The sequence below is a fragment of the Streptomyces sp. NPDC048650 genome (assembly GCF_043199095.1).
Classification (GTDB): domain Bacteria; phylum Actinomycetota; class Actinomycetes; order Streptomycetales; family Streptomycetaceae; genus Streptomyces.
The window spans coordinates 900,023-924,443 of sequence record NZ_JBICVM010000001.1 but is presented as its reverse complement, the minus strand read 5'-3'; the positions used below and the strand labels follow the sequence as shown (position 1 = coordinate 924,443).

Here is a 24,421-nt window from a genome sequence, read left to right as displayed (position 1 = left end):
TGATGGCATAGGGCGGGCAAGCGAACCTTAGACCGCGGGAGCGGAGCGGCACATCGCCGGGGCCGGGCCGTGCCCCGAACGTGCCGGACCTCCCGGCAGGAGCAGATTCTCCACCTTCGCGGCTTTTTCCTCGAACCGGGCACCCGGCCCTCCACGCCGCCTCAGGTGCCGCGCCCGCGGTGCCTTCAGACGCGCGGCAGCGATTCGGCTTCGATCCCGCCCTCGATGGCGAGGATGCGGTGCAGCCGGGTGGCGACCAGGAGGCGCTGCATCTGGGGCGGCACGCCGCGCAGCACCAGCCGGCGGTTGACCCGGCCGGCGCGGCGGTGCACTCCCATGATCACGCCGAGTCCGGTGGCGTCCCAGGAGTCCAGCTCGGTCAGGTCCAGTACGAGATCGCCATGGCCGGAGTCGACGGCGGCGTGCAGGGCCGTACGGGCGTCCGCGGCGCTGCGGACGTCGAGGCGGCCCCCGACGACCAGCTCGACGTGGTCGCCCCTGATGTGCATATGCGCTCCCCGAATTGATGGGTTTCTGCCTTGACGTCTACAGAACTGACTGCCTCTCATGCGGCGAAGTTGCCGCCTGTAAGCGAACCGATACCTAATTCACCCGGGAGGGTGAGTGCATCGGACCCGTGGGTCTGACGCGGTATCAGTGCTCGTAGAAGCCCTGCCCACTCTTGCGGCCGATATCGCCCGCATCCACCATGCGCCGCATGATCTCCGGCGGCGCGAACTTCTCGTCCTGGGACTCGGTGTAGATGTTGTCGGTGGCGTGCATCAGGATGTCGACGCCCGTCAGGTCGGCGGTGGCCAGCGGCCCCATGGCGTGTCCGAAGCCGAGCTTGCACGCGATGTCGATGTCCTCGGCGGTGGCCACGCCGGACTCGTAGAGCTTCGCCGCCTCGACGACCAGCGCCGAGATCAGCCGGGTGGTGACGAATCCGGCCACGTCACGGTTGACGACGATGCAGGTCTTGCCGACCGACTCGGCGAATTCCCGTGCGGCGGCGAGCGTTTCGTCGCTGGTCTTGTAGCCGCGTACCAGCTCGCACAGCTGCATCATCGGCACCGGCGAGAAGAAGTGCGTGCCGACGACCCGCTCCGGGCGGGAGGTGGCCGCGGCGATCTTGGTGATCGGGATGGCGGAGGTGTTGGAGGCCAGCACCGCGTCGTCCTTGGTGATCTTGTCCAGCGTCTGGAAGATCTCCCGCTTGACCTCGACCTTCTCGAAGACCGCCTCGACAACGATATCGGCGTCGGCGACGGCTTCCAGGTCGGTCGTGGTGGCGATCCGGGCCAGCGCCTGCTCGGCGGCGGCCGCCTCCAGCTTGCCCTTGGCGACGAACTTCTCGTACGAGGCCTCGATGCCGCCCTTGCCGCGGGCCAGCGCCCCCTCCGTCACATCGCGGAGGACGACGTCCCAGCCCGCCTGGGCGGAGACCTGCGCGATGCCGGACCCCATGAGGCCGGCCCCGATGACGGCGAGCTTCCTTGCCACTGCTGTCCCCTTACACCCTGTGCATTTGACGGCTCACGATGACTCTCAAGGCGACGTTAGCGGTCGCGAGCGATCCTTTGGTGGGTAAGAGATGCGCGTCACGTCTCAGATGACGGACATCACACCGACGGGGTCCGCCGACGGCACGCAGGGCCGTCAGTCGGCCGCCCGTACGGCGTAGTTGAGGACCTTTTCGCTCAGCAGGTCCGCCATCTCGTCCAGCAGGACCAGGGCCTCGCGGGAGACGACCGCGGGCTTGCGGCCGGCGACCATCTCGCGGGCGATGGTGTCCATCAGGGCCTGATGGACCCAGTTGATCTGGCCGGCCATCAGGCCGGGCAGCGGGTCGTCGTCCACCGCGCCGGTCTCCCTCCTGAGGGTGGCCGCCAGGTCGTCGTACTGCTGCTGCTGGACGTACCAGAGGCGGGCCTGGAGGTTCGGCGAGCCGTGGACGACCTTCATGAAGCGCTCGTACCCCTCCATGAGGCCGACCTTGGGCGAGACGCTCTCCACCTCCTCGCGCAGCTCGCGCAGGACGGCGACGGCGGCCGACTCACCCGCCGGCCGGGCCCGTACGAAGCGCGAGAGCCGGTCGATCAACCCCTCGCTCCGGTCGAAGAAGAGGTCTTCCTTCGCCGGGAAGTAGTTGTACACCGTGTTGACGGAGACGTTCGCCGCCTCGGCGATCTCCGCGATGGTCACCTCGTCGAAACCGCGCTCCAGGAAGAGGCCGGTGGCCATGTCCGAGATGTACTGGCGCGTCTGCCGCTTCTTCCGCTCCCTGAGCCCCTCAGCCATGCCGTCACCCTACCTTTCGCTGACCTCTATGAAATTTTGGAGTCATTGCAATTTTAGTGTCGCTCTGTTTTGCTGTCGCCATGCCTCCCGTCATCACGGCGTCCGGCCTCGCCCGGACCTTCACCACCCAACGCGGCCCCGTAGAAGCCGTACGCGGCATCGACCTCACCGCCGAGCGCGCCGAGATCCTCGGCTTCCTCGGCCCCAACGGCGCCGGCAAGACCACCACCCTGCGGATGCTGACCACCGTGCTGGCGCCCACCGGCGGCACCGCGACCGTCGCCGGCTGCGACCTGGTCCGCGACCCGGCGGGCGTGCGCCGCGCCTGCGGCTACGTCGCGCAGTCCGGCGGTGTCGACCCCCACGTCTCGGTACGCGAGGAACTGGTCACCCAGGCCCGCCTCTACCGCCTGACCAGGGCCCGGGCCCTCGCCCGCACCGAGGAACTGGCCGCCGGACTGGGCCTGGAAGGGCTGCTGGACCGCAGGATCGCAACGCTCTCCGGCGGCCAGCGGCGCCGGCTGGACGTCGCGATGGGCCTCACCCACCGCCCCGAAGTGCTCTTCCTCGACGAGCCGACCACCGGACTCGACCCGGGAAGCCGCGCCGACCTGTGGGACCTGGTCCGCCGGATCCGCGCCGAGCACGGCACCACCGTCTTCCTGACCACCCACTACCTCGACGAGGCCGATGCGCTCGCCGACCGACTGGTCGTCATCGACAAGGGGACGGTCGTCGCCGAGGGCACGCCGGACACCCTCAAGCGCACCCACGGCGGCTCCCCCGACGCCTCGCTGCAGGACACCTTCCTCGCCATCACCGGGCGCACCGCCGCGCCCGAGCGATCCGCCCCCGTCGCCGTCCAGGAGCCCCCTTGCCCCCGTTCCTCTCCGACACCGCGCTGATCTTCGGGCGCTACGCCCGCCAGACCCTGCGCTCCCGGCTCCAGATGCTGTTCGGCGTGCTGATGCCGCTGCTCTACCTCCTCTTCTTCGGTCCGCTGCTGACCGACCTCCCGCTGTCCGCCGCCGGCAGCTCCTGGCAGCTGCTGGTGCCCGGCCTGCTGCTCCAACTCGCCCTGTTCGGCGCTGCGTTCTGCGGGTTCGGCATCATCGTCGAGAAGCAGTACGGGGTGGTGGAACGGATGCGGGTCACCCCGGTGAGCCGGCCTGCGCTGCTGGCGGGCCGGGTGCTGCGCGACGCCGCGCTCTTCGTCTTCCAGGCCGCCCTGCTGGTGCTGGCCGCCTTGGCCATGGGGCTGCGCGCGCCCCTGCCCGGCATCCTCATCGGCTTCGCCTTCGTCGCCGTACTGACCGCGGCGCTCGCCTCGCTCTCCTGCACGCTGGCGTTGAAGGTGCAAGCGCCCCAGGAGTTCGGGCCGGTCATCAACGCCGTCACGATGCCCTCGATGCTGCTGTCCGGCCTGATGCTGCCGATGTCACTGGGGCCCAAGTGGCTCGATGTGCTCTCGCACTTCATGCCGTTCCGCTATCTCGTGGACGCGGTCCGGGCGGCCTTCACGGGCTCCTACGCCTCCTCGGCCATGCTCTACGGCGTGCTGGTCGCCGTCGGCCTCGCGGCGGCGTCGATGGCCCTGGGCACCCGGGCCTTCCGCAGGGCCGCGGCGTAGGCTCGCCCGTATGGTGAATCTGACGCGCATCTACACCCGCACCGGCGACAAGGGCACCACCGCCCTCGGCGACATGAGCCGAACCGCCAAGACCGATTCGCGGATCTCGGCCTATGCGGACGCCAACGAGGCCAATGCCGCCATCGGGGTGGCGCTCGCCCTGGGCTCGCTGCCGGACGAGGTCGCCACGGTGCTGCTGCGCGTGCAGAACGACCTCTTCGATGTGGGCGCCGATCTGTCGACGCCGGTGGTGGCGAACCCCGAGTTCCCGCCGCTGCGCGTCGAACAGACCTATATCGACAAGCTGGAGGCCGACTGCGACCGCTTCCTGGCCGAGGTGGAGAAGCTCCGCAGCTTCATCCTCCCGGGCGGCACGGCCGGCGCCGCGCTCCTCCACCAGGCCTGCACCGTCGTCCGCCGCGCGGAGCGCTCCACCTGGGCCGCCTTCGAGGAACACGGCGAGACCATGAACCCGCTGACCGCCACCTACCTCAACCGCCTCTCGGACCTGCTGTTCATTCTGGCCCGTGTGGCCAACAAGGAGGTCGGGGACGTGCTGTGGGTGCCGGGCGGCGAGCGCTAACGGCGCAGCGACGTGTCGCGCGGGCTCTCCCGGTCCGCGCCCGTCGCCGGGCCCGCCTCGCGCGGGTCCTTCTTCTGCCAGATGAGGTAGGTGGCGGCGATGACGCCGTGGATGGCGAGGATCCGCAGCGAGACGAACTGCCACTCGCGCAGCGACCCGGTGTCGCCGCCGGCGCCGACGTACCAGATGGCGAGCTGCAGCAGGCCCGCGGCGACGGCCGTCATCGCCAGCGTGCGCAGCCACAGCCCGCCCTCGTGCCGGGCGCGGCCGAGACCGTGGCGGGGCGGCTTGACCGGGGGCGGGCCGCCGGCGAAGCGATGGGCGAAGTGGCCGTCGATCCAGCGGATCGTGTAGTGGCCGTAGCCGACGGTGTAGCCGATGTAGACGGCGGCCAGGCCGTGTTTCCAGTCGGCCGTGGCGCCGTTCTTCAGGTCGATCGCGGTGACGGCCAGCAGCACCAGCTCCAGCAGCGGCTCCAGCAGCAGCACCGCCGCTCCGGTGCGGGGCATCCGCGCGAGATAGCGCAGTGCCAGGCCGCCGGCCAGCAGCACCCAGAAACCCACCTCGCAGATGACGATCAGCGTGACGACCATGGTGGTTTCCTCTCCCCCGTCCCGTGCGGTCGGACCCTTCAAGACTCGCAGCGGCCGGCGGCCGGGACGTCCTCACCCGCGACGATCCGGCGGGCCCGGGACTGCATCCTTCGATGTAGGCGGCGGCCGGGCAGGAAGGAGACGAGGTGGCGGCGGCGGGGCGCCGTGGCGTGTTGGATAGGGGGGTGAGAGCCCGCCCGGTCACCCTGCCCGGCCGGCCGCACCGTATCGATGTGCTCATCGCGGGCGGCGGGTCGCTGTGCGGGCTGCTGCTGTGGGTGCTGCATCTGCAGGGCGGCCCGCCGCTGTTCGGACTGCCCTCCTGGCTCACCCTGCTCTCGCTCACCGCGATCTGCGGGGCCGAGCTGATGCGCCGTACGGCACCGTTGGCCGCGCTGGCCGTCGCCGTGGCGGCGCTGGCCCTGGACATCAGCAGCGGCACGCTGGTCGCCACGGTGCTGATGTTCACCGATGTGGTCTATGCCGCGGTGCTCTACGGCAGCCCTGCCGCGGCCCGCCGGATCCCGCCGTACAGCGTGCTGGTGACGGTGCTGGCCACGATCGTGACGACCGCTCTGTGGCCCGACCCCCAGGTCGTGATCATCGGCATCGCGATCGCCCTCGTCACCGTCGCCCCTGCCTGGACCGGCGTGATCATCCGCGATCACCGCGATGCCGCGCAGGCCGCCCGGCTGCGGGCCGAGCAGACCGCGCTACTGGCCGAGATGGACCGTACCCAGGCGGTGGCCGGCGAGCGGGCGCGGATGGCGCGCGAACTGCACGACATGGTCGCCAACCATCTGTCCGCCATCGCGATCCACGCCACCGCCGCGCAGACGATCGACGATCCCGCGGCGACCCGCGAGGCACTCGGGGTGATCCGCGAGAACAGCGTGCAGGGTCTGGCCGAAATGCGCCGGCTGATCGGCCTGTTGCGGGACACCAAGCGCGGCGACGGGGGCGGCGAACCGGCCGCCACACCCACGCTGGAGGGGCTGACGGCGCTGATCGACCAGGCCCGTACGAACGGCGCGAGCACCGGGCTGTCCTTCGTGCTGGACGCCCCGCGGGTCACGCCGCCCCCGGTGGCGCCGGTCGACCTCGCCGCGTACCGCATCGTCCAGGAGTCCCTGACCAACACGCTCAAACACGCCGCACCCGGCGAGGTCCTGGTACGCCTGGCCCAGGACGGCGCCGGCACGCTCACCGTCACGGTCCGCAGCCCGCACACCGGCCGGCCGGGCCCCCGCGCCCCCGGTTCCGGCGCCGGGCTGGTCGGGATGCGCGAGCGGATCGCCCTGCTGGGCGGCACCTTCGAGGCCGGCCCCCACAGCGGACCGGCCGGCACGGTCTGGCTGGTGCGGGCCACGCTGCCCGCCCCCGAGGAGGATGGACAACGATGACAGGCACTCCCGCGCAGCCGATCCGGGTCCTGGTCGCCGAGGACCAGTCCGCCGTACGGGCCGGGCTGGTCCTCATCCTGCGCTCCGCCCCCGACATCGAGGTCGTCGGTGAGGCGGTGGACGGCGAGGAGGCGGTCCGCCTCGCCCGCGAACTGCGCCCGTCCCTCGTCCTGATGGACATCCAGATGCCCCGCCTCGACGGGGTCTCCGCCACCCGGCAGATCGTCGCCGAGGAGCTGGCCGACGTCCTGGTGCTGACCACCTTCGACCTGGACGCCTACGTCTTCGGGGCACTGCGGGCCGGTGCCGCGGGCTTTCTGCTCAAGGACAGCGACGCGGCCGCCCTGCTGACGGCGGTGCGTACGGTGGCGTCCGGCGAGGGGCTGATCGCGCCGGCGGTGACCCGGCGGCTGCTCGCGGAGTTCGCCCGTCCCCACGCGGCGGAACGCCCTGCGCGAGACGGCGACGGCCCCGATCCCGCCGTCCTGGACGCCCTGACGCCACGCGAGAGGGAGGTGCTGGGGTGCCTGGGCCGGGGGCTGTCGAACGCCGATATCGCGCGGCGGCTGGCGATGGCGGAGGCCACCGTCAAAACGCATGTCAGCCGGCTGCTGTCGAAACTGGAGCTGCGCAGCCGCCTCCAGGCCGCCGTGCTGGCGCAGGAACTGGGGGTCACCGGCCCCTAACCGCCGGGCTGCCGGGCTGCCGGGCTGCCGGGCTGCCGGGCCCAACGAGAGCCCCTAATCAAGCCACATTGACTCTCCCCCAGACTCCGTCCGGGGGTACCCCCATCCAACGAGAGCCCCTATTCAAGCCACATTGACTCTCCCCCAGACTTCGTCCGGGGGTACCCCCATCCAACGAGAGCCGCTATTCAAGCCACGTTGACTCGTTGGCCCGGGGGGGCGGCCTCCAGCCATGCCAGGAAGCCGGTGAGCGCGTCCTCGCTCATGGCCAGCTCCAGGCAGGTGCCGCGGTGGCGGCAGGCCAGTACGAGGGAGTCGGAGAGCAGAGCCAGCTCCTCCTCGCCCTGGGGGGTGCGGCGGTGCAGCACCTCGATGGCGGAACGCTCCAGGACGCGGCGGGGCCGGGGCGCGTAGGAGAACACCCGGAACCACTCGACGCGGTCGCCGTTGTAGCGGGCGACTCCGTAGATCCAGCCCTTGCCGCCGGGGTCGCCGGCCTTCTCCGGTACGTTCCAGCGCAGGCTGCAGTCGAAGGTGCCGCCGGAGCGCTGGATGAGCCGCCTGCGCAGCCCGAAGACGAACAGCCCCAGCAGCACCAGTAGCACGACGATGCCGCTCACAAGCAGAGCGAGGACCATCTCGACCGACCTCCTCGCCTCGGTGGGGGTACTCCCGGACGGAGTCCGCGAGTAGGGAAACGCACCTGCATCGCCTCAGCCGCGGGCCGCTCCGGAGGAGTCCGGGCAGCCCGCGGCTGAGGATCGATCTCGTCGGTGACGGGGCTCAGTGAGCGCCCGTCCCCGCACGCAGCCGGACATCGGCGCGACGCTCGGCGGCCGCGTCAGCGTCCGACTTCGCTCGCTCCAGGGCCCGCTCCGCGCGCTGGACATCGATCTCGTCCGACAGTTCCGCGATCTCCGCGAGCAGAGACAGCTTGTTGTCGGCGAAGGAGATGAAGCCGCCGTGCACCGCGGCGACGACGGTGCCGTCCCCGCTCTCGCCGGTCGTACGAATCGTCACCGGGCCCGACTGCAGCACGCCGAGCAGCGGCTGATGTCCGGGCATGACTCCGATGTCGCCCGACGAGGTGCGCGCGACGACCAGGCTGGCCTCGCCGGACCAGACCTGACGGTCCGCGGCGACCAACTCGACGTGCAGCTCAGCCACGATGGCTCCTCGGGTCTCCACCTGCCTGGCGTGGCAGATGTTGGGTCAAATACTAGTGGGCGTACGGGCCGGGGGCGGCCAGGGCCGCCCCCGGAACCGGTGCCGGGGTCAGGAGACGCCCAGCTCCTTGGCGTTCTTCTCCAGGTCCTCGATGCCGCCGCACATGAAGAAGGCCTGCTCGGGGAAGTGGTCGTACTCGCCGTCCGCGATCGCGTTGAACGCGTGGATCGACTCGTCCAGCGGGACGTCCGAGCCGTCGACACCGGTGAACTGCTTCGCCACGTGGGTGTTCTGCGACAGGAACCGCTCGATACGACGGGCGCGGTAGACGGTGAGCTTGTCTTCCTCGCCGAGCTCGTCGATACCCAGGATGGAGATGATGTCCTGGAGGTCCTTGTACTTCTGCAGGATCGTCTTGACGCGCGACGCGCAGTCGTAGTGCTCCTGCGTGATGTAGCGGGGGTCCAGGATCCGGGACGTCGAGTCCAGCGGGTCGACCGCCGGGTAGATGCCCTTCTCCGAGATCGGACGCGACAGAACGGTGGTCGCGTCCAGGTGGGCGAAGGTGGTCGCCGGCGCCGGGTCGGTCAGGTCGTCCGCGGGGACGTAGATCGCCTGCATCGAGGTGATCGAGTGACCACGGGTCGAGGTGATGCGCTCCTGGAGGAGGCCCATCTCGTCGGCCAGGTTCGGCTGGTAACCCACCGCGGAGGGCATCCGGCCGAGCAGGGTCGACACCTCGGAACCCGCCTGGGTGTACCGGAAGATGTTGTCGATGAAGAACAGCACGTCCTGCTTCTGCACATCGCGGAAGTACTCCGCCATGGTCAGACCGGCCAGCGCGACGCGCAGACGGGTGCCCGGCGGCTCGTCCATCTGACCGAAGACCAGTGCGGTCTTGTCGATGACGCCGGACTCCGTCATTTCCTCGATGAGGTCGTTGCCCTCACGGGTGCGCTCGCCGACACCGGCGAACACCGACACACCGTCGTGGTTGTTGGCCACGCGGTAGATCATTTCCTGGATCAGAACGGTCTTGCCGACACCGGCACCACCGAACAGACCGATCTTGCCGCCCTTGACGTACGGGGTCAGCAGGTCGATGACCTTGACGCCGGTCTCGAACATCTCGGTCTTGGACTCGAGCTGGTCGAAGGACGGGGCCTTGCGGTGGATGGGCCACCGCTCGGTGATCTCGGACTCGGCCTCCGGCTTGTTCAGGATCTCACCGAGGGTGTTGAACACCTTGCCCTTGGTGATGTCGCCGACCGGGACGGTGATCCCGGCGCCGGTGTTGGTCACCGTGGCCTGGCGGACCAGACCGTCGGTGGGCTGCATCGAGATCGCACGGACCAGGCCCTCGCCCAGGTGCTGGGCAACCTCGAGGGTCAGGGTCTTGATCGCCCCGGCCTCGGCCGGGTCGGCGACCTCGACGGTCAGCGCGTTGTAGATGTCGGGCATCGCGTCGACGGGGAACTCCACGTCGACGACCGGGCCGATGACCCGCGCGACGCGGCCCGTAGCCGTGGCCGTTTCAACAGTGGTGGTCATAGTGGTCAGTCACTCCCCGCGGTCGCGTCGGCCAGAGCACTGGCGCCACCGACGATCTCGCTGATTTCCTGGGTGATTTCGGCCTGTCGGGCCGCGTTGGCAAGCCGCGAGAGCGACTTGATGAGGTCCTGCGCGTTGTCGGTCGCCGACTTCATCGCGCGCCGCGTGGCGGCGTGCTTGGAGGCGGCGGCCTGCAGAAGCGCGTTGTAGATCCGCGACTCGACGTAGCGCGGCAGCAGGGCGTCCAGGACGTCCTCGGCCGACGGCTCGAAGTCGAAGAGCGGAAGGAGCTCGTCCTTGGACGTCTCCTCCGCCTCCGCCGCGGCCTTGTCGAGGCTGAGCGGCAGGAGACGGTCACCGAGTGCGGTCTGCGTCATCATCGAGAGGAACTCGGTGTAGACGATGTGGAGTTCGTCCACGCCGCCCTCGGCGGTGTCCGTCTGGACTGCCTCGATCAGCGGTGCGGCGATCGCCTTGGCGTCCCCGTACGTCGGGCTGTCGGTGAATCCGGTCCACAACTCCACGACCTTGCGCTCGCGGAAGTTGTAGTACGACACACCCTTGCGGCCGACGATGTAGGTGTCGACCTCCTTGCCCTCGGCCTTGAGCTGCTCGGTGAGTCGCTCGGCGGCCTTGATGACGTTGGAGGAGTATCCGCCGGCCAGACCGCGGTCGCTCGTGATGAGCAGCAGTGCGGCCCGGGTGGGGTTCTCCACCTCGGTCGTCAGGGCGTGCTGGGTGTTCGAACCGGTGGCAACCGCTGTCACCGCGCGGGTCAGTTCACTCGCGTACGGCGTCGACGCCGCCACCTGGCGCTGCGCCTTGACGACGCGCGAGGCGGCGATCATCTCCATCGCCTTGGTGATCTTCTTGGTCGCGGTGACGGAGCGGATGCGACGCTTGTAGACCCGGAGCTGGGCTCCCATGGATCAGGTCCCTTCCGTCGTCACTTGCTCGTGCCGGCCGGGGTGTCCTCGCCGAGCAGCTTGCCGTCCGAGGTCTCGAACTGCTGCTTGAAGCCGTCAACGGCCTCGGCGATCGCACCGATGGTGTCGTCGGACATCTTGCCGCCCTCGACGATGCTGGTCAGCAGGTCCTTCTTCTCCCGGTGGAGGTGGTCCAGGAGCTCCCGCTCGAAGCGGCGGATGTCCTCGACCGGGACGTTGTCCATCTTGCCGTTGGTGCCGGCCCAGATGGAGATGACCTGGTCCTCGGTGGAGTACGGGGCGTACTGAGCCTGCTTGAGCAGCTCGGTCATGCGCTTGCCGCGCTCCAGCTGCGCCTTGGAGGCCGCGTCCAGGTCGGAACCGAAGGCGGCGAACGCCTCCAGCTCGCGGTACTGGGCGAGGTCCACGCGGAGCCGGCCGGAGACCTGCTTCATCGCCTTGTGCTGAGCGGAGCCACCGACACGGGAGACGGAGATACCGACGTTCAGCGCGGGACGCTGGTTGGCGTTGAAGAGGTCCGACTCCAGGAAGCACTGGCCGTCGGTGATGGAGATGACGTTGGTCGGAATGAACGCCGACACGTCGTTCGCCTTGGTCTCGACGATCGGGAGGCCGGTCATCGAGCCGGCGCCCATCTCGTCGGAGAGCTTGGCGCAGCGCTCCAGCAGACGCGAGTGCAGGTAGAAGACGTCGCCCGGGTAGGCCTCGCGGCCCGGCGGACGGCGCAGCAGCAGGGACACGGCGCGGTAGGCGTCGGCCTGCTTCGAGAGGTCGTCGAAGATGATCAGGACGTGCTTGCCGGAGTACATCCAGTGCTGGCCGATGGCCGAACCGGTGTAGGGCGCCAGGTACTTGAAGCCCGCCGGGTCGGACGCCGGGGCGGCGACGATGGTGGTGTACTCCAGGGCGCCGGCCTCCTCCAACGCACCGCGCACGGACGCGATGGTGGAGCCCTTCTGGCCGATGGCGACGTAGATGCAGCGGACCTGCTTCTTCGGGTCGCCCGAGCGCCAGTTGTCGCGCTGGTTGATGATCGTGTCGACGGCCAGGGCGGTCTTGCCGGTCTGGCGGTCACCGATGATCAGCTGACGCTGGCCACGGCCGATCGGCACCATCGAGTCGACGGCCTTGTAGCCGGTCTCCATGGGCTCGTGCACCGACTTACGGACCATGACGCCCGGAGCCTGCAGCTCCAGGGCGCGGCGGCCCTCGGACTCGATCTCGCCGAGGCCGTCGATCGGGTTGCCCAGCGGGTCGACGACGCGGCCGAGGTAGCCCTCGCCCACGGCGACCGAGAGCACCTCACCGGTGCGCTGCACCGGCTGGCCCTGCTCGATGCCGCTGAACTCACCGAGGATGACCGCACCGATCTCGCGCTCTTCCAGGTTCAGCGCAAGACCGAGCGTGCCGTCCTCGAACTTCAGCAGCTCGTTCGCCATCGCCGAGGGAAGGCCCTCGACGTGCGCGATGCCGTCACCGGCATCGCTGACCGTGCCGACCTCTTCGCGCGAGGCCGCGTCCGGCTTGTACGCCTGGACGAAGTTCTCCAGCGCGTCCCGGATCTCCTCCGGCCGGATCGTGAGCTCCGCCATCTGGGTTCCCTGCTCTCCTTGTTGGGCCCGAAGTTACTTGCGGGTGTCCGAGGGGCTTGTCCCCTCGGGGGGTTTCCGCCTACGGCCCAACTCGGGCCGCCGTCCTGCTTGTGCTGCGTCGCAGCTGTTGAGTTGGTGGCTGGGTCAGCCGGCCATCCGCCGGGCCACCTCGTCGAGGCGGTCCGCGATGGTCCCGTTGATGACCTCGTCGCCGATCCGGACCTGGACACCGCCGAGGACCTCGGGGTCCACGTCGAGGTTCAGGTGGATCTGCCGTCCGTACACCGTGGCCAGCGCGGCGCCGAGGCGCTGCCGCTGCCCTTCGCTGAGGGGTACCGCGGAGGTGACCACCGCGACCACTCGGTCCCGGCGGTGCGCGGCCAGCTTGGAGAGGGCATCGAGCCCTGCTTCCAGGCTACGGCCTCGCGGCGCGGTCACGAGACGGACCACCAGCCGCTCGGTGGCCGGGTTGGCCCGGCCGCCCAGCAGGGTGTGCAGCAGCTCGGTCTTGGCCGAAGCCTTCGCGGTGCTGTCCGTCAGCGCGCTGCGCAGCTGCGGGGCCGAGGAGACGATCCGGCCGAACCGGAACAGCTCGTCCTCGACCTCGTCGAGCGCACCGGCGCGCTGGGCATCGGCCAGTTCGGCGCTGTAGGCCAGCTCCTCGATCGCGTCCGTCAGGTCACGCGAGCGCGACCAGCGGGAGTGGACCATGCCGGCGACCAGGTCGGCGGCCGAGCCGCTGATCCGGTTGCCGAGCAGCCGCCTGGCCAGGTCGGCCCGAGCCTCGCCGGTCTGCGCCGGGTCGGTGAGGACCCGACGCAGCGACACCTCGCGGTCGAGCAGAGCGGTGACGGCAGCCAGCTCCTCGGCGAGCTTCGCCGCGTCGACGGACGTGTCGTCCGTCAGCACGTCGAGCTGCTCGCGTGCGGAGGCGAGTGCCTCGCGGCTCGCTCCGTTCATCGGCCGGCCTCAGCCTTCGTCGCGTCCGCCGCCGCCTGGACCTCGAGGTCGTCGAGGAAGCGGTCGATGGTCCGGCTCTGCCGGGCGACGTCCTCCAGGGACTCCCCGACGATCTTGCCGGCCAGGTCGGTGGCGAGCGTGCCCACGTCCTGGCGCAGCGACTGAGCGGCTGCCTTGCGGTCCGCCTCGATCTGGGCGTGACCGGCAGCGATGATCTCCTCACGCTGCCGCTGGCCCTCGGCGCGCATCTCGGCGATGAGCGTCGCGCCCTGCTCCTGCGCCTCCTGGCGCAGACGCGCGGCCTCGTGGCGGGCGTCGGCGAGCTGAGCCCGGTAGTCCTCAAGGACCTGCTGGGCCTCGGCCTGGGTGGCCTCGGCCTCCTCCATGCGGCCTTCGATCTGCTTCCTGCGCTCTTCCAGAACACGGTTGATGTTCGGGAGGAGCTTCTTGGCCAGGATGCCGAAGACGATGAAGAAGGCGATCAGGCCGATGGCCAGCTCTGGAATCGGCGGGACCAGGGGGTTCTCGGGAACCTCCACCGCCATCGTGACCAGGGCGTCGGCGTTCACATCAATGCCTTCCGTCTAATGGGCGTCGTCAGGGGTGCGCTTACTTGTACGCGTAGCCCATGACGATGCCGATGAGGGCGAGCGCCTCACAGAAGGCGAAACCCATGATCTGGTTGGTGCGGATCAGGCCGGCCGCCTCGGGCTGACGGGCGAGGGCCTGGGTGCCGTTACCGAAGATGATGCCGACGCCGACGCCGGGGCCGATGGCCGCGAGGCCGTAACCGACGGAGGCGATGTTGCCGGTCAGGCCGGCGGCGATGTTGACAGTCTCCAGAGCAGCGGACATGCCGTTACTTCCTTCTCTTTCACGGACCGGTGGGGGTTGGCCACCGGAGGACTCGATCGATTTGCGGGAGCCGGGGTGCTCAGTGGTTCTCGGCGAGCGCGCCCTGGATGTAGTTGCAGGCCAGGAGCACGAAGACGTACGCCTGGACGGCCTGGATGAAGAGCTCGAAGGCGGTCATCACGATGGTCATCAGGAACGACGCGCCCGCATAGACGATGCCTACGCCGTTCAGCAGGTACCAGCTGGCGACGGTGAACATCAGGATCAGCATGTGACCCGCGAACATGTTCGCGAAGAGCCGGACCGCGTGGGTGAAGGGCCGGATGAGCAGGTGCTGGAGCAGCTCGAGCACCATGATCAGCGGGAGAACCCAGCCGAGCGACTTGTCGTATCCCGAGATGTTCTTCAGTCCGCCGACGAAGCCGTGGCGCTTGAACGTCAGCGAGAGCCAGATGACGTAGACGACCAGCGCGAGCCCGATCGGGAACGAGATGACCGAAGTGACCGGGAACTGCGCGAGCGGGATGATGGACCAGACGTTCATGATCCACACGAAGAAGAACAGCGACACCATGAAGGGGACGTACTTGTCGCCCTCCTTCTTGCCGAGCGCGTCATAGACGAGCCCGCGGCGCACGAAGTCGTATCCCGCCTCGCCGATCATCTGCAGCTTGCCGGGGACCACCTTGGCCCTGCCGAATGCGGCCCAGAAGAACCACACGACCACGACCGTGCTCAGCAGGGCGAGCATCATCGGCTTGTTGAACTCGAAGCCACCGACGGTGAAGAGCGGCTTGAAGACGAACGAATGAAGGCCCGGGGACTCGAAGCCACACCCCGGAATAAAGAGGTGGCACTCCGTATCGAAGGCGAGCATCGTTTCAGCACTCACCGCGGGCTCCTTCAGCGTGGCGCATGGGTACGGCAACCTCGTTGTGTCGGCGCGGCGTTGAGCCACGGAGCGGCACTGGACTGGTCTTACGGATTTGGGGGCGGCCGGCCGGCGCTGGGCCGGGCCGGATCACAGGCGTCGGCCGCGAGAACTGCCCATGGGATCCCGTGGAATCTGGGAGCTCAGCCGCCTGCGCCATCTGTGCCGCAGTTGGCACCGGACGATAGCAGGCCCGCATGAGGGCATTTATCCCGGCCCTACGTCTCACGTCGGCGACCCCGCCGTCTCCGCGTTCTTCGCGTCCGCGGAGTCGGGATTCACGTACAGAATCTTCTCCTTCATATGACCGCGGGTCTGTGCCGCGATCCATACGAGGGCTGCGCCGAGCAGAGTGAACGCAAATACCTTTGTGTCAAAGAGCGTTGTGTCCTTGAACGCGATCACGAAGACCGCGACAAGCAGAATCTGCACCGTGTAGAGCAGCAGGCCCATCATCTGGAACAGCTGCGGAAGCTTCCTGGCGGTCTGCTGCAGGACAACCAACCCCGTGCCCATCACGAGCACCACGAGCACGGTACCGAGGACGGCGCCGATCACTGCCGCCCCGCCCGCGGCCACGGCGCTCACGGCAACGGCGACAGCGCCGATGGCGAGCGTGGGCACAACGGCGGTCAGGAGTAGTCGGGCGTCATTCGACTGCATGGCGGCGCTCCGGCAAGGGGTGGGGGTGTGTTCGTCAAGGACGAGCGTAGACCCGGCCTGAGGCGGAACCTGAGGCCAAAGGACCGTCGCACTACGGCCCTTCGGCTCTATCGCCGGGTTTCGTGAACGGTATCACAAACTATTTGATGAGGTCTTTACCTGGTTCGTGTGGACCCTGTCACACCTGAGCGTGAACGTGCGCGTTGGTGCACTGACAGGAGGTGAATTGTCTGGTATCGGGTCAACAAGCCGGGTTTTCGACCCACCGAGGGGTGACCGGAACGCCGCCTCAGTGATGACTGTCCGCCTTCCGGTGGCCCACGAAGCGTGACCGATCACCGATCGCCGTCGCGCCGTTGAGAACCGCCGGAACGGGCTCGCGGCCCTCGGCCGGCTCGTCCCCCGCCCCGTCGTCCGCCGTCGCGACCGCCTCGGCCGACGCGTACCGGCTCCTGCGGTACCGCGGCGGAGCCATCCACTCCGCCCACCGCGGCGTCCGCGGCGTGAAGCGCGGCAGCAGCAGCAGGACCAGGCCCACCGCGCTCAGCAGCACGATGCCCAACACGATCCACATGCTGGCGTTGTTCACCGAGTACGCGACCGCGCCGAAGGCGATCAGCGCCGACCAGAAGTACATGATGAGCACCGCGCGGCTGTGCGAATGACCGATCTCCAGCAGCCGGTGGTGCAGGTGGCCGCGGTCGGCGGCGAACGGCGACTGCCCCTTCCACGTACGCCGCACGATCGCCAGGATCAGGTCGGCGACCGGCACCGCGATCACCGTCAGCGGCAGCAGCAGCGGAATGTAGACGGGCACCATCGTGTGGGTGGCCTCACGCAGACCGCCGGTCTTCTCACCCAGCAGGTCGGGGTCGACCTGACCGGTGATCGAGACCGCACCGGCGGCCATCACCAGCCCGATGAGCATCGAGCCGGAATCGCCCATGAAGATCCGGGCCGGGTGCATGTTGTGCGGCAGGAAGCCCACGCACATGCCCATCAGAACGACCGAGAACAGCGTTGCGGGCGCGGCCGCCTCGATGCCGTAGCCGTACCAGAGCCGGTAGGCGTACATGAAGAACGCCGCGGCGGCGATGCAGACCATGCCGGAGGCCAGACCGTCCAGCCCGTCGACGAAGTTGACGGCGTTGATCGTGATGACGACCAGCGCGACGGTCAGCAGCGTGCCCTGCATGGGCGTCAGCGAGACCGTGCCGATGCCGGGGATCGGGATCCACAGGATCGTCAGGCCCTGGAGGACCATCACTCCCGCGGCGATCATCTGGCCGCCGAGCTTGACCAGCGCGTCCACGCCCCACTTGTCGTCCAGCACGCCGAGGATCCAGATCAGCGCGGCGCCCGACAGCAGCGCCCGTGGCTCGTTGGAGTTCTCGAAGACGCTCTTGAGGTTCGTCAGATGTGAGGCGACCAGGAGACCCGCGCACAACCCGCCGAACATCGCGATACCGCCGAGCCGCGGTGTCGGCTCGCGGTGGACGTCACGCGCGCGGATCTCCGGCATCGCACCGGCCGCGATCGCGAACTTCCGCACCGGGCCGGTCAGCAGGTAGGTCACCGCGGCCGTGACGCACAGCGTCAGCAGGTATTCACGCACGGGCTGCCCCATTGGTATAGCTGGCCATCACAGCCACACACCATATGCGCGTCAGGGCCGTGGCCGTGAATACAGGGGAGGACGTCGGCCGTCCCCGGACGGTTCCGCCGCCGCCGGGCCCTCAGCCATGATCGGGATAAGGCGGAAAGCGGCGGACCAATGCGACGGTCTGCGCGCGGGCCGCGGAATCCTCCCGCAGGGCCGCCCCGATCAGCTCGGCGATCCGGTGCATCTCCGCCTCGCCCATCCCCTGCGTCGTCACCGCGGCGGTTCCCAGCCGCAGACCGTTCCGGCGGCCCGTCCCGCCCGATGTGTCGGCACACGGCAGCGCGCAGGTGTCCAGCACGATTCCGGCCGCCGCCAGCCGGCCCCGGGCGGTGCGCGCGTCCGGACCGAGCGGCGCGGTGTCCGCGGTGAGCAGATGGGTGTCCGTACCGCCCGTGCCGATCGTCAGCCCCTGCTCGGTCAGCGCCCCGGCGAGGCTGCGGGCATTGGCCACCACCTGACGGGCGTACGCGCGAAACGCCGGTGTGGCGGCCTCCGCGAAGGCGACGGCCTTGGCGGCGATCGCGTTCATCTGGGCGCCCCCCTGGGTGAAGGGGAAGACCGCCCGGTCGATCCGCTCGGCCAGCTTCCCCCCGCACAGCACCATCCCGCCGCGCGGCCCACGCAGCACCTTGTGGGTGGTGGCACACACCACATCGGCGTACGGCACCGGGCTGGGCGCGGCACCGCCCGCGACCAGCCCGATCGGGTGCGCCACGTCCGCGATCAGATATGCACCGACCTCGTCGGCGATGTCGCGGAAGGCCGCGTAGTCGATGTGCCGGGGGTACGAGATCGAGCCGCAGACGATCGCCTTGGGGCGGCGGTCGCGGGCCAGCGCCAGGATGGCGTCGTAATCGAGCAGCCCGGTCTCCTCGTCGACCCCGTAGCCGGCGAAGTCGAACCAGCGGCCGGAGAAGTTGGCGGGTGATCCGTGGGTGAGGTGGCCGCCGTGCGGGAGGGACATGGCCAGGACGGTGTCTCCCGGGCGCAGCAGGGCGGCGTAGGCGGCCAGCACGGCCGAAGATCCGCTGTGGGGCTGGACGTTGGCGTGTTCGGCGCCGAAGAGGGCCATGGCGCGCTCCACGGCGATCCGCTCGGCGAGGTCGACGATCTCGCAGCCACCGTGGTGCCGGGCGCCCGGATACCCCTCGGCGTACTTGTTGCCGAGCGGGGAGCCGAGGGCGGCGAGCACCGCGGGCGAGGTGTAGTTCTCCGCGGCGATCAGCTGGAGGCCGTCGGCCTGGCGGGCGCTCTCGCCGAGCAGTACGTCGGCGATCTCCGGATCCTGGCGCAGCAGCGCGTCGAAATCGGGGACACCGGCCGGGTGGGCGGCACCGTCACGGGCGGTGGCCCGTGCCCTCTCCTCGGCGGCCTTGCTCTCGCTGCGGGCTGACGCGGTGGTGGCGGACATCGTGGCTCCGGGCCTCGTACGGGGACGTAGTCCCAATGTAGGCGCGGTGACGCGATCGGGCGCGGTGTGTGCGGCGCACGGGCGGCGGGCCGCTCTAGGCGCGTGCGGGGACTCCCGTGAGCGCCGTGACGACCGGGTCCAGCGCCTGGTTGATCTCGTCCCCGATGGAGCGGAAGAAGGTGATGGGGGCGCCGTAGGGGTCGTAGACCTCGTCGGACTCCGGGTTGGGCGCCAGCAGCCAGCCGCGCAGCGCGGCGGCGGCACCGACCAGCGCGCGGGCCCGCTCGACCAGCCCGCCGTCGGGCAGGTCCGGGTCGGGCTCGGGCAGGGTGGCGGGGTCTATGGCCCGCACCAGCCGGTTGAACTCCTTGAGCGTGAAGGTGCGCAGCCCCGCGGAGTGGCCCATCGAGATGACCTGGGCCCGGTGGTCGCGGGTCGCGGTGAGTACCAGGTCTGCCCGGATGACGTGCTCGTCCAGCAGCTCGCGGCCGATGAAGCCGCCCGGGTCCGCGCCGTAGTCGCTGCACACGGTGGCGGCGTGTGCCTCCATGGGGGCGCCTTCGTGCCCCCAGGTGCCGGCGCTCTCCACCAGCAGCCCGCCGCTGCACTCCTCGCCCAGGCGCACCTCCAGGGCACGCCGGTGCAGCCGCTCGGTGATCGGCGAGCGACAGACGTTGCCCGTGCTGACGTGCAGGATCCGGAAGGGGTCGGCGGGAGGCAACAGGAGATCGTCACCCGCTCCCGCTATGCCACGCCCCGGGGGCGCCATCAATTGGCCACCTCGAGCTCGGGTACCACCTTGCGCAGCTCCTCGGCGCTCAGCGCGCCCTCGCGCAGCAGTACCGGGGTCCTGCCGGTGACATCGACGATCGAGGACGGTACGGCGGCGGGCGTGGGGCCGCCGTCGAGGTAGACGGAGACCGAGTCGCCCAGCATCTCCTGTGCGGCGTCGCAGTCCTGCGGGGAGGGATGGCCGGTGAGGTTGGCGCTGGAGACGGCCATCGGGCCGAATTCGGTGAGCAGCTCGATGGCCACCGGGTGCAGCGGCATCCGCACCGCGACCGTGCCCCGGGTCTCGCCGAGGTCCCACGTCAGCGACGGCTGGTGGTTGGCGACGAGGGTGAGCGCGCCGGGCCAGAAGGCGTCGACCAGCTCCCACGCCTGCTCGGAGAAGTCGGTGACCAGGCCGTGCAGGGTGTTGGGGGATCCGACGAGGACGGGGGAGGGCATCCCGCGGCCGCGGCCCTTGGCCTCCAGCAGGTCGCCGACGGCATCGGCGCTGAAGGCGTCCGCGCCGATGCCGTAGACCGTGTCGGTCGGCAGCACGACGAGCTCGCCGCGGCGGATGGCCGAGGCGGCCTCACGCAGGCCGGTGGCGCGGTCGGTCGCGTCGTTGCAGTCGTAACGCCGTGCCATTTAGCGGACCTCCTCGAGCGGAACGGGTACATCGGATGCAGGTGCTGCATCGGGCGCCGGAGCGGGACGCGTCATGGCGTCGCCCGGCGCGCGGTGGCGAAGCGGGGCCTGTTGTTGAGATCCGGGTGGTCGGCCGCGTCGGCCCAGCCCCGCTCCTCGGTGAAGATCCACGGCACCTGTCCGCCCTGGGTGTCGGCGTGCTCGATGACGACCACGCCGCCGGGCCGCAGCAGGCGGTGTGCGGTCCGCTCGATACCGCGGATGGTGTCGAGACCGTCCTCGCCGGAGAACAACGCCAGCTCCGGGTCGTGGTCACGGGCCTCGGGCGCGACGTACTCCCACTCGGTGAGCGGGATGTACGGCGGGTTGGAGACCACCAGGTCGACCTGGCCGTCCAGCTCGGGCAGCGCGGTGAACGCGTCACCCTGGTGGAGCCGGACCCGGGAGCCCTCGGCGTTCTTGCGGGCGTAGCGCAGCGCTTCCTCGGACAGCTCCACGGCGTGCACCCGCGAGCGCGGCACCTCCTGGGCCAGGGCGAGGGCGATGGCCCCCGAGCCCGTGCACAGGTCGACGATCAGCGGCTCGACGACGTCCATGGCGCGGACCGCGTCTATGGCCCAGCCGACCACCGACTCGGTCTCCGGGCGGGGCACGAACACCCCTGGCCCGACGGCGAGTTCGAGGTAGCGGAAGAAGGCGCGGCCGGTGATGTGCTGGAGCGGTTCACGCGCCTCGCGGCGGGCTACGGCCTCCCAGTAGCGGGCGTCGAAGTCCGCGTCGGGGACCGCGTGCAGCGCGCCCCGCTTGACGCCGTGCACATGCGCGGCGAGCTCCTCGGCGTCGAAGCGCGGTGAGGGCACGCCGGCGTCGGCCAGCCGCTGGGTGGCCTGGGCCACCTCGGCGAGCAGCAGGTTCACGGGGGTCCTCCAGCCGGTACGGGCAGGTCTTGCGGGCTTACTGGGCGGCGGCGAGCTTGGCCGCCGAGTCGGCGTCGACGCACGCCTGGATGACCGGGTCCAGCTCGCCGTCGAGCACCTGGTCCAAGTTGTACGCCTTGAAGCCGACCCGGTGGTCCGAGATCCGGTTTTCCGGGAAGTTGTACGTCCGGATCTTCTCGGAGCGGTCGACGGTGCGCACCTGGCTGCGGCGCGCGTCGGCGGCCTCCTGTTCGGCGGCCTCCTGAGCGGCGGCGAGCAGCCGGGAGCGCAGGATGCGCATGGCCTGCTCCTTGTTCTGGAGCTGGCTCTTCTCGTTCTGGCAGGAGGCGACCACGCCGGTGGGCAGGTGCGTGATGCGGACCGCGGAGTCGGTGGTGTTGACGGACTGGCCGCCGGGCCCCGAGGAGCGGTACACGTCGATGCGGAGATCGTTCATGTTGATCTCGACGTCGACCTCTTCGGCCTCGGGCGTCACCAGGACGCCGGCTGCGGAGGTGTGGATCCGGCCCTGCGACTCGGTGGCGGGCACCCGCTGGACGCGGTGCACCCCGCCTTCGTACTTCAGGCGCGCCCAGACGCCCTGGCCGGGCTCGGTCGCGCCCTGGCCGCCCTTGGTCTTCACGGCGACCTGGACGTCCTTGTAGCCGCCGAGCTCGGACTCGGTGGAGTCGATGATCTCGGTCTTCCAGCCGACCCGTTCGGCGTAGCGCAGGTACATGCGCAGGAGGTCGCCGGCGAACAGCGCGGACTCGTCGCCGCCCGCGCCCGCCTTGACCTCCAGGAGGACGTCCTTGTCGTCGCTGGGGTCGCGCGGCACGAGCAGCAACCGCAGCTTTTCGGTCAGCTGCTCGCGCTGGACGTCGAGCTCCTTGAGCTCGTCGGCGAAGTCCGGGTCGTCCGCGGCGAGTTCGCGCGCGGTCTCCATGTCGTCGCCGGTCTGCCGCCAGGAACGGTAGGTGGTGATGATCGGGGTCAGCTCGGAGTAGCGCTTGTTGAGTCGCGTGGCCTCGCGCTGGTCGGCATGGACCGCGGGGTCGGCCAGCCGCTTCTCGAGATCGGCGTGCTCGCCGACCAGTTCCTCGACCGCCTCGAACATCGTGTGTTCCTCTGCTGACTGACTGGACTTCCCGGGGCGGGCCTGGCTGCGGCCCCCGGAACCCCCTGGCCGGACGGCGGGGGCTGGACGACAAAGACGCCGGTCCGGTCACCCCTGTCCAGGGGCGACCGGAGACCGGCGCCTTGCGGGTCGCTACTTCTTGGCGGCTGCGGACTTGCCGAAGCGGGCCTCGAAGCGGGCCACGCGGCCGCCGGTGTCCATGATCTTCTGCTTGCCCGTGTAGAACGGGTGGCACTCGGAGCAGATGTCGGCGCGGATGGCGCCGCCGGCAACAGTGCTGCGGGTGGTGAACGACGCACCGCAGGTGCAGCTGACCTGAGTCTCGACGTAATCCGGGTGGATGTCGCGCTTCAAGGGATTCTCCTAGGTTCGGGAGTGCACCGGGTCGTGTCGCGGGTTGCGTCACGTGAACCGGGGCCGACGGTCCAGTCTGCCAGGACTAGCCGTATCTCCCAAAACCGGGGTACGTCCGCAACTATTCCCCACCCGGCCCGGGGCCCCGCCGGGCCCCGGCGCCGCGACGTCGGCTACTTCACGTACTTGCCCGTGCCGCCCTTGTCACCGGCCGACCCCTTGATGGCCGACTTCGGGATGGGGCGGTCCTGGTGGAGCGCGTCCCAGACCTTCTTGCCCTGCGTGCTCAGCGGCACCACCCGGTCGGGGTTGGCCGGGTCGTAGGCCACCGGCAGCGTCACCATGTCGATGTTGTCCGACCCGATCGAGCTCAGGCTCTTGGCGAGCCCGGTCAGCTCGCCGACCGAGTTGAGGTCGGTGTCGGTGGTGACGGCCTTGGTGGCGGTGTCCGCGACGTCGTAGAGCTTGGTGGGGTTGGAGAGCACCCCGACGTCCTTGACCTGGTTCATCAGCGCCTTGATGAACGTCTGCTGGAGCTGGATGCGGCCCAGGTCGCTGCCGTCGCCGCCGGGCACGCCGTGCCGGGTGCGCACCAGGCCGAGCGCGTTCTCGCCGTTCAGCGTGTGCTTGCCGGGCTGCAGGTGCAGGTGGCTGTCGTCGTCGTCGATCGGCTTGGTGGTGGTGATGTCCACGCCGCCGAGAGCGTCGATGAGCTTCTTGAAGCCGGTGAAGTCCACCTCGATGAAGTGGTCCATGCGGATCCCGCTGATCGACTCGACGGTCTTGACGGCGCACGCCGGCCCGCCGACCTCGTAGGCGGTGTTGAACATCGCCCGCTGCGCCCCGGGAACGGCCTTGCCGTCCTTGGTGCAGTCCGGCCGGTGGACCATGGTGTCGCGGGGCACGCTGACGACGCTGGCCTTCTTGTGGCCCTTGTAGACGTGCACGACCATCGCGGTGTCGGAGCGGGCGCCGCCCCCGTCGTTGCCGTACTTGCCGTTCTTGCCGGCGCGCGAGTCCGACCCCATCACCAGGATGTCCATCGAGCCGTTGTCGACGTTCTTGGGACGGTCGTGGCCCAGGGCGGCGTCGATGTCCACGCCCTTGAGATTTCCGTTCAGCTGGAAGTAGACGTACCCCAGCCCGGCCCCGCCGAGCAGTACGGCGCTGACCAGCGCGCACAGGGTGATCGTCAGTGCCCGGCGGCGCCGGGTCGGACCCTTGCGCCGGCGGCCGGTGGCACGTATGCCGCCGGCGCGGCCTCCGGCCGGCGTCGCGGTCCCGTTGCTGTCCGCCATCTGCTCCTCAGTCCTTTTCGCTCGGCTACCCCTCGCCGCACCGTGCTCCGTACATCACGGCTTGTCGTGTGTGGTCAGACGGGAGGTAGACGGGAAGGGTTGCACAGCGTGGTGTGCGCCCTTTCTTAGAAAAAGGGCCGCACCGCGTTCGGCGGCCGGAGCGCGTCCGTCCCTGTCACCTGGGATTTCGACCCGTTACGGGACACTGTGTGAACAGTCGTACGACTCGCCGGCCTGTGCCGAAGGTCTCAGGAGCGGGCCCGCCGCGGCCGCCGCGGCCACCCCTGGCGGCGCGGACGGCGCGGACGGCGCGGGTCGCATCGGAGAGCGGACAGCACGGAGCCCTCCCCACCCGCAGGGGT

At 69.7% G+C, this 24,421-nt stretch carries 27 protein-coding genes; 5 read left to right on the top strand and 22 right to left on the bottom strand.

Annotated elements, in window-relative coordinates; all coding sequences use genetic code 11:
* Window positions 1-185: 185 nt before the first annotated feature.
* The 3 genes from ACGFML_RS04295 to ACGFML_RS04285 all read right to left on the bottom strand — a co-directional run bounded on the left by ACGFML_RS04295 (window position 186) and on the right by ACGFML_RS04285 (window position 2,301).
* On the bottom strand, window positions 186-509 hold the full coding sequence (locus ACGFML_RS04295; protein ID WP_393539796.1) for an STAS domain-containing protein: 324 nt from the start codon (window positions 507-509) through the stop codon (window positions 186-188).
* A 145-nt stretch (window positions 510-654) separates the two neighbouring features.
* Window positions 655-1,503, bottom strand: coding sequence for a 3-hydroxyacyl-CoA dehydrogenase family protein (locus ACGFML_RS04290; RefSeq protein ID WP_393539795.1), 849 nt, complete (start codon window positions 1,501-1,503; stop codon window positions 655-657).
* Between the two features lie 156 nt (window positions 1,504-1,659).
* Complete coding sequence (locus ACGFML_RS04285; protein ID WP_393539793.1) at window positions 1,660-2,301, bottom strand: TetR/AcrR family transcriptional regulator; 642 nt, start codon at window positions 2,299-2,301, stop codon at window positions 1,660-1,662.
* Between the two features lie 80 nt (window positions 2,302-2,381).
* On the opposite strand from ACGFML_RS04285, the gene ACGFML_RS04280 reads away from it, so the two are divergent.
* From ACGFML_RS04280 to ACGFML_RS04270, 3 genes are read left to right on the top strand one after another with little or no spacing between them, the layout of a single operon-like run.
* Entirely contained in the window at window positions 2,382-3,206 is an 825-nt protein-coding gene (locus ACGFML_RS04280; RefSeq protein ID WP_393539791.1) for an ABC transporter ATP-binding protein, read from the top strand.
* Window positions 3,176-3,931 (top strand): ABC transporter permease, encoded by a 756-nt coding sequence (locus tag ACGFML_RS04275; RefSeq protein WP_393539789.1) that lies wholly within the window; start codon window positions 3,176-3,178, stop codon window positions 3,929-3,931. Before ACGFML_RS04280 ends, ACGFML_RS04275 begins: the two co-directional genes overlap by 31 nt.
* Window positions 3,932-3,941: 10 nt before the next feature.
* Window positions 3,942-4,514, top strand: a complete 573-nt coding sequence (locus tag ACGFML_RS04270) for a cob(I)yrinic acid a,c-diamide adenosyltransferase (protein WP_393539787.1) — start codon at window positions 3,942-3,944, stop codon at window positions 4,512-4,514.
* On the opposite strand, the gene ACGFML_RS04265 is transcribed toward ACGFML_RS04270, so the two are convergent.
* Window positions 4,511-5,107 carry a hypothetical protein gene (locus ACGFML_RS04265; RefSeq protein WP_393539785.1) on the bottom strand — a complete coding sequence of 199 codons (597 nt, stop codon included), beginning with the start codon at window positions 5,105-5,107 and terminating at the stop codon, window positions 4,511-4,513. The two genes, ACGFML_RS04270 and ACGFML_RS04265, sit on opposite strands and share 4 nt — an antisense overlap.
* 185 nt (window positions 5,108-5,292) lie before the next feature.
* Between ACGFML_RS04265 and ACGFML_RS04260 the strand changes: the two genes are divergently transcribed.
* Entirely contained in the window at window positions 5,293-6,510 is a 1,218-nt protein-coding gene (locus ACGFML_RS04260; protein WP_393539782.1) for a sensor histidine kinase, read from the top strand.
* The gene (locus ACGFML_RS04255) at window positions 6,507-7,196 is read left to right on the top strand and encodes a response regulator (RefSeq protein ID WP_393539780.1); all 690 of its coding nucleotides are present in this window, start codon (window positions 6,507-6,509) and stop codon (window positions 7,194-7,196) included. Before ACGFML_RS04260 ends, ACGFML_RS04255 begins: the two co-directional genes overlap by 4 nt.
* 188 nt (window positions 7,197-7,384) lie before the next feature.
* Here the strand turns inward: ACGFML_RS04255 and ACGFML_RS04250 are convergent, their stop codons facing one another.
* The 18 genes from ACGFML_RS04250 to ACGFML_RS04165 all read right to left on the bottom strand — a co-directional run bounded on the left by ACGFML_RS04250 (window position 7,385) and on the right by ACGFML_RS04165 (window position 24,059).
* Window positions 7,385-7,834: a DUF2550 domain-containing protein gene (locus ACGFML_RS04250; RefSeq protein ID WP_393539778.1), complete on the bottom strand. Its 450-nt coding sequence runs from the start codon at window positions 7,832-7,834 to the stop codon at window positions 7,385-7,387.
* A 145-nt stretch (window positions 7,835-7,979) separates the two neighbouring features.
* Window positions 7,980-8,363 carry a F0F1 ATP synthase subunit epsilon gene (locus ACGFML_RS04245; RefSeq protein ID WP_393539776.1) on the bottom strand — a complete coding sequence of 128 codons (384 nt, stop codon included), beginning with the start codon at window positions 8,361-8,363 and terminating at the stop codon, window positions 7,980-7,982.
* Between the two features lie 108 nt (window positions 8,364-8,471).
* On the bottom strand, window positions 8,472-9,914 hold the full coding sequence (gene atpD, locus ACGFML_RS04240; RefSeq protein ID WP_393539774.1) for a F0F1 ATP synthase subunit beta: 1,443 nt from the start codon (window positions 9,912-9,914) through the stop codon (window positions 8,472-8,474).
* 5 nt (window positions 9,915-9,919) lie between these two features.
* Window positions 9,920-10,840 carry a F0F1 ATP synthase subunit gamma gene (locus ACGFML_RS04235; RefSeq protein ID WP_393539772.1) on the bottom strand — a complete coding sequence of 307 codons (921 nt, stop codon included), beginning with the start codon at window positions 10,838-10,840 and terminating at the stop codon, window positions 9,920-9,922.
* A 20-nt stretch (window positions 10,841-10,860) separates the two neighbouring features.
* On the bottom strand, window positions 10,861-12,453 hold the full coding sequence (gene atpA, locus ACGFML_RS04230; protein WP_393539769.1) for a F0F1 ATP synthase subunit alpha: 1,593 nt from the start codon (window positions 12,451-12,453) through the stop codon (window positions 10,861-10,863).
* A gap of 144 nt (window positions 12,454-12,597) precedes the next feature.
* On the bottom strand, window positions 12,598-13,413 hold the full coding sequence (locus tag ACGFML_RS04225; protein WP_393539767.1) for a F0F1 ATP synthase subunit delta: 816 nt from the start codon (window positions 13,411-13,413) through the stop codon (window positions 12,598-12,600).
* Window positions 13,410-13,958, bottom strand: coding sequence for a F0F1 ATP synthase subunit B (locus ACGFML_RS04220; RefSeq protein WP_393540406.1), 549 nt, complete (start codon window positions 13,956-13,958; stop codon window positions 13,410-13,412). Before ACGFML_RS04220 ends, ACGFML_RS04225 begins: the two co-directional genes overlap by 4 nt.
* 64 nt (window positions 13,959-14,022) lie before the next feature.
* Window positions 14,023-14,268: an ATP synthase F0 subunit C gene (gene atpE, locus ACGFML_RS04215; protein WP_393539765.1), complete on the bottom strand. Its 246-nt coding sequence runs from the start codon at window positions 14,266-14,268 to the stop codon at window positions 14,023-14,025.
* Between the two features lie 79 nt (window positions 14,269-14,347).
* Entirely contained in the window at window positions 14,348-15,145 is a 798-nt protein-coding gene (gene atpB / locus ACGFML_RS04210) for a F0F1 ATP synthase subunit A (protein ID WP_393540404.1), read from the bottom strand.
* Between the two features lie 279 nt (window positions 15,146-15,424).
* A complete protein-coding gene (locus ACGFML_RS04205; protein WP_393539763.1) occupies window positions 15,425-15,862 on the bottom strand; it encodes a hypothetical protein in 438 nt (145 codons plus the stop codon).
* Between the two features lie 289 nt (window positions 15,863-16,151).
* Complete coding sequence (locus tag ACGFML_RS04200; protein ID WP_393539761.1) at window positions 16,152-17,489, bottom strand: MraY family glycosyltransferase; 1,338 nt, start codon at window positions 17,487-17,489, stop codon at window positions 16,152-16,154.
* A 109-nt stretch (window positions 17,490-17,598) separates the two neighbouring features.
* Window positions 17,599-18,936, bottom strand: coding sequence for a serine hydroxymethyltransferase (gene glyA, locus ACGFML_RS04195; RefSeq protein WP_393539759.1), 1,338 nt, complete (start codon window positions 18,934-18,936; stop codon window positions 17,599-17,601).
* A 94-nt stretch (window positions 18,937-19,030) separates the two neighbouring features.
* Window positions 19,031-19,708, bottom strand: coding sequence for a protein-tyrosine-phosphatase (locus tag ACGFML_RS04190; RefSeq protein WP_393539757.1), 678 nt, complete (start codon window positions 19,706-19,708; stop codon window positions 19,031-19,033).
* Entirely contained in the window at window positions 19,705-20,352 is a 648-nt protein-coding gene (locus ACGFML_RS04185; protein ID WP_393539755.1) for an L-threonylcarbamoyladenylate synthase, read from the bottom strand. The genes ACGFML_RS04190 and ACGFML_RS04185 overlap by 4 nt, the downstream gene beginning before the upstream one ends.
* A gap of 71 nt (window positions 20,353-20,423) precedes the next feature.
* Window positions 20,424-21,269, bottom strand: a complete 846-nt coding sequence (gene prmC, locus ACGFML_RS04180) for a peptide chain release factor N(5)-glutamine methyltransferase (RefSeq protein ID WP_393539752.1) — start codon at window positions 21,267-21,269, stop codon at window positions 20,424-20,426.
* 37 nt (window positions 21,270-21,306) lie between these two features.
* Window positions 21,307-22,386 carry a peptide chain release factor 1 gene (gene prfA / locus ACGFML_RS04175; protein ID WP_393539750.1) on the bottom strand — a complete coding sequence of 360 codons (1,080 nt, stop codon included), beginning with the start codon at window positions 22,384-22,386 and terminating at the stop codon, window positions 21,307-21,309.
* Between the two features lie 153 nt (window positions 22,387-22,539).
* The gene (gene rpmE / locus ACGFML_RS04170) at window positions 22,540-22,761 is read right to left on the bottom strand and encodes a 50S ribosomal protein L31 (RefSeq protein ID WP_393539748.1); all 222 of its coding nucleotides are present in this window, start codon (window positions 22,759-22,761) and stop codon (window positions 22,540-22,542) included.
* Between the two features lie 173 nt (window positions 22,762-22,934).
* Window positions 22,935-24,059 (bottom strand): LCP family protein, encoded by a 1,125-nt coding sequence (locus ACGFML_RS04165; RefSeq protein ID WP_393539746.1) that lies wholly within the window; start codon window positions 24,057-24,059, stop codon window positions 22,935-22,937.
* Between the last annotated feature and the right edge of the window lie 362 nt (window positions 24,060-24,421).